We start from the raw sequence: 5370 nt of genomic DNA, 5'->3' as shown, positions 1-5370 counted from the left end.
GGTATCCAACAGGGTATCAACCGTTGCCGCCTGATACTAGTGATATTCCGCAGGAACGGGTTGTCTACCTGCCTCAGTCTTTAGCAAGCCTTCGCAGTAATAAGCCATGGGTTTTTGATTACTTGTACGAAACGCAAGCCGACAGGTCCAACAATATTATTAACAGCGACATTACCGACCTTATCAGCAGCGGACATATTGTCGCAGGGCACAGAATCGAAACTATTAGCTATTTTGATACTCCAGCTTATGCTGAAGCAGAGATGCGTAGCGGAGGCAATACGTATGTCGTTGAGTTAGGTAGCAATGGATCAGACGCAGGAAATTTGATACAAGCCACGTCAACAGTTCAATTTCGGGGCGAGTTCCCAAAGGGTATATATACAAATGCCCAATTCGGTGCAACCGGACAAGGTTCGACACTTGCTGAACAGCTTATTGACGCTCAGGCTTTTGATGATGTGCTGCTGGCATCTGCGGGTAAGACTTTACTTATTCCCAAAGGTGTGTGGTGGTACGCAAACGCAACCGCTGTTGGTTCTCGCTACTACGAGTTCAACTCATTAAGTGGCGTTGGCTTTGATGATACAGAAGTCATATGCAAAGGCACTTTGAAGCTTGCCGATTGGGACGGAACGAACAATAGAACAGGTTTAGGGTTGGTCGGAGTTAAAGGAGGGGAATGGAATTTTAAGTTTGATGGCAATAGGGCTAACCAGCAAAATCACGAACATACACACCTCTTAACAATTGCCGGATCTTCTGATTTTGTAATAAGTAACATAGTATGTCGTGAAATAAAAGGTGATGGGATATATATCACAGACTTGCTTTACAACTTGCCAAGCCCGACAACAGAAAGGTTTGAAGTCAGTAAGTCAACATTTGTAAATAGCAGTGACGATGGTAGGAATGGTATTTCAGTTATCGCAGCTAAAGATGGATACTTTGGGCCATTTTACAGCGAAGGACTTGGCGGAGCTTTGGAAGGCGTCCGCAACGGAGTTACGCAAGATATTCAGCAACCGGGAGGTTTTGACATTGAGCCATCATTTGATCATCAGGTGGTGGATAGAATAACCGTGGAATCAGTGAGAGCGATTACAGCAGGAATGAATGGCGTTTCTATAGTTGGTAAACCTGAAACGCAAAACATTCATAACGTCAACATAAAAAAAGCACACATTACAATGCGAATGGGTACGCCTTCAGCAGCCCCTGTTAGGTATACAAAAAACTGCTCGCTAAACGTTACAATTGACTTAGATGCTACGCAATACCCAGAGCCTTTACACACAGGCTGGCAAGCAGTAACGGCTGGAAGAGTTTCTGAAAACGAAAATCTTAATTATGAACTTACTACTTATGGAGTTCATAGAGGCCCAGAGATTGGATCATGGCCTGAGGACGGACTGACTCCGCAAGACGCTCCGAATAAAAACTGCAACATTGTAATTAGCATAGATTACTACTGTCAGTATGCAGCGCGAATAGCCCATGTTGAAGGCGGAAAAATAACGCTAAACATTGGAAAGGCTAGAACAAGCACGGAGCGCAGTGGAGGCACTCCATTGCTGAGAGGCGTTGAGTTTTACGATGTGTTTTATGGCGCCTCTACGTATCCCTCTGGGCGCGGCGGTAGTGCTGACGAAGTAGCAATCAAGGGAACGGTGATAGAAGCAAATTTCTTATATGACTCCGAGCTTAATAAAGCGTTTTTTATGGACGTAGGAACGCGAGCTATCAGCTTTGAAGATGTAACTATATCTGGTGACATGACAGGGTGGGATGTTGAGCCGCTTAATAAGTTTGATGTTAAACCTGACGGTATTACAAAAACAGCAAAGGGTCTGGCATCAGGGTCAGTTGCTCCAGTTGGATCAAGAAATAATATTGGCGATGTTGTTAAGCGATCACCAATACCAAGTTCTGAAATTGTTGCTGGAAATTACGTGTATGAGTGGATTAGACTAACGACGGGCACAGCTGGCGTTGTTGGCACAGATTGGCGTGAGAGGCGTAAAGACTAATGACAACTTTCACATCACAAACCCAACTTAAAGCTGCCACTGATCTACTGACAGATCAAACCGCTATTGATGCAAATGAATTGTCTGGCAGGGCGGGGAAGGCGCAATGACTATCTACACAAACGCAACAGTGGATGCGGCTGCTACTGCACAAATTACTGCTAACACACTCACAACGTGGCTAGCAGACTTTGCAAACGGTACGCACCGTGTTGATGATGTTGTCGACGGAGAGACGTACACACGCTTTGTTAAAAGCGTGAATGTAAAGGACGGCAAGAACGTATTCAGATTCGGCGCGGTCAATACAACGGCTGTATCACCGTCTATCGTCGCGTCTGTTAATGCGATAGTGGCTAGTTACGCGGAGTGGGATCAGAGATTAACAACGCAAGAATCAACAGTGCTTAGCTCAAGCGAGGCAAATGTTAAATATGTTCCGCACTCACCAAAGCGAAACGCACCAGCCGAAGGAGTTATACCAGCCGAAATATCAGCACTAGATGCTTCGTTGTATCAAGCAGACCTCGTTGCAAGAATGTACTTTCTTGATTTTATCTGCGAGTATCAAAGCGACAACGGCACGACTATGGTTGAGCGTGTTGCGCAAAGGCATGACAGCGTGCCTACCGCTGTAACAGCTATCGATACACGAATAGACGGCGTAGTAATTGACGCTGCTTCTAACGCCGACAAAATCAAAATGATTAACGACAGCGGTAAGCCCTGGAGCATTACTTCAACGGCTCGGTGCTTTAAGGAAAATGTCAATGGTCACATTTTTGGATTATGTGCTATCAATGATCTGAGTGACATGTCAGTTAATCCGTACCTTGATTCAGGTCGCGGTCATTACATCTACATGGCATCGAGTGAGCTTGTGCCGTGGTTGTCGCAGATAGGGCACTTATATATGCCATATCAGCGAGTATTTGTGCCTACTAGCACCGGTACCATAAAAGTGTACTCGGTTGTCAATTCTATTCTTACGTCAGCTTATCTAGCGTCACTGAAAATCAACCCTACGACGACGCCAACGCCTGAAGCTTATCGTTTTGTGCAAGAGATTTAGATGAATGCAGCCTACGAGCACATTAAGGGGTTTATACGATGGGAATACGAAACAAATGGAGATAATGCGTGTGCCTTTATCGCTCAACATTTTCAGAACTCTCTGCGCCCTGTCAATTTGTCTATCACTGATAGAGAAATTCTACGCAAAGGTGTTGGATTTGCGAGAGACCACGCTAATAATCATCCCCGAGTTGCAGATGCCTATTACGAAGCAGCCAATGAGCTTGAAACTATGATATTCCAAGGGCATACAATCACGCCTACTGTTGCACTACCGTTCGATGTTGGTGATACGACAGGCCCAGTCCATTCGTTAGTGGGTTTTGACATTGTTGCTGCGTATTTGGCGTATACAAAGCCCGTCACTGATTACGTGACAACAGAAAGATTCGCTACGGTAGAAGGTCTGCAAGCACGACTAAGTAGCCAGTACGATCATGCGCTGTCTAACGGTGATCCAGCGGTCTACGAATTGGCCGGGGATGGATACCACGACATAACAGCGCCTATTGATTTCAATGCTGCCAATGTCATTATCACAACAGACATTAGAAATCCATCGACATTGGATGGCGGCGGTGATAGGACGGGAGCCGAAGGTGCTCATTTCGCATTCCTCCTAGACAATTGCAGCAACGTGACTATTGCTAATTTCAACATTGTTGGGATGCGTTATCATGGAGTAGCAGTAGGGCGCGAGGATAATGAGCCGGGCGGCACAGATAATAAGATACTGAACAATATCATCAGCGATTGTGGAACATCCGGTATAGCTATACGGAACGGAGCTAACGGGACGCTAGTCGAAGGTAATACAGGTTTTGATATTGGCTCTGGAGATACACGCGGAGAGTTTATTTATCTTGGTTATGGTCCTGATTATACTTCGGGACAAATGGTCAATCACGTGTTCAATACCGTTATACGTGGCAATGAAGCATATAACCTTAATGCGGAAGCGATTGATGTAAAGCGATTGAGTCGTGGCGTGACTATTGAGTACAATTTCTTCCATGACGTTAATGTCAAGTCACAAGGCGCAATTACCTGCATGTTGGCCGTTAATGATTTAACGCCAGCAACGTACAACGCTGATTTAATCGTCAGGCATAACGTGGTGTGTGATACAACAACTCGTGACACAAATGGTGATGGGATTGTTATTGCGCTTGGCACTGCTCATGTATACGGTAATATCTGCTTTAATAATGCTGGCGCTGGAATCATTTTTTATTCAGACTTTGATGGTCCAAACACGGATGCGCATGCTGAAGCCAATATTTGCTGGAACAACGCTGGCGGCGATATTGTTGAAAACAGCATAAACGGTAATGGCACAAGCACAGCGCTAGCTGTTGTTACCAGGGCCAAGAACTACGTATCCACAGGTGCTATCAACGATGAAACAACAACGTCTGAATTTCAAGGCCCGTTTCCAGCCACAAATGTTGTAGCGTTCTCTCCAGCTACTGTAGCGGGATTGCCAGCTATAGTATCCCCGGCAAATGGCGCAACATTATCCGGCACTTCCCATACCGTTACATGGAACACAGGTGGATTAACAGGGATTGAGAAGTGGGTAATTAAGGTAGGGAGTACAGCAGGCGGGAATGACCATGCAGCGGTCTTGATAGAAGAGCCAACAGCGACACAGGTCACAGTGAGCAATCTTCCTGGAGATGGCTCTCCGGTATATTTCACCCTGTTTCACTATCGAGAAGCTGACGATCCGCCTTGGACGAGCGCAAGCGCTCAAGTTGTTGCTGACTCAGTGCCTACACTGCTAGCACTTCCGACAGCAACGCCAACAACGACTACGGTGCAGATTGATTGGGGTTTGTCAGAGGGTGGTACGGGGCAGATTGAGTATGGTCCGTCGGCAGATAATCTTAATCTAACATCTACCAAAGAAACATCATTTACTTATTCAAACCACACACAACAACTGACTGGGTTTTCACCGGGAGAGCAGGTTTTTTATCGTGTGGCTGGTGAATTCCAAGACGCATCGACCTATACAAGCCAAGTTTATTCAGTGACGACGATGGCATCTGTGATTATCGCACCATCCACAGATAACGCGGCGTCCACGGTCAATGTGCAGCAGTTTCTTAATAACGGGTACGCGGTCCAGTGGAGCGACACGCCAACTGTAAATGATCTCGGTATGACTATGTATGATTACTACGAAACCGATCATTGGAGCAACGGCGAGGCTAATTATAGGAACACGCACGGCTACTCTGGAGCGGCGGACAATACACTG

Annotated in this window: 3 protein-coding genes; all 3 read left to right on the top strand. The window is 45.9% G+C overall.

Features of this window, described 5'->3' with window-relative positions:
* The coding region (locus tag Q0688_RS12020) for a hypothetical protein (protein WP_299076679.1) at window positions 1-2030 on the top strand (2030 nt) is incomplete at its 5' end.
* 106 nt (window positions 2031-2136) lie between these two features.
* Window positions 2137-3102 carry a hypothetical protein gene (locus Q0688_RS12015; protein WP_299076676.1) on the top strand — a complete coding sequence of 322 codons (966 nt, stop codon included), beginning with the start codon at window positions 2137-2139 and terminating at the stop codon, window positions 3100-3102.
* On the top strand, window positions 3103-5370 hold a 2268-nt coding region (locus Q0688_RS12010), incomplete at its 3' end, for a right-handed parallel beta-helix repeat-containing protein (protein WP_299076673.1).

This window comes from uncultured Paraglaciecola sp., assembly GCF_937123705.1.
Lineage (GTDB): Bacteria > Pseudomonadota > Gammaproteobacteria > Enterobacterales > Alteromonadaceae > Paraglaciecola.
Note: the sequence above shows the minus strand (reverse complement) of the source record. Positions and strands in the feature narration are given on the sequence as shown.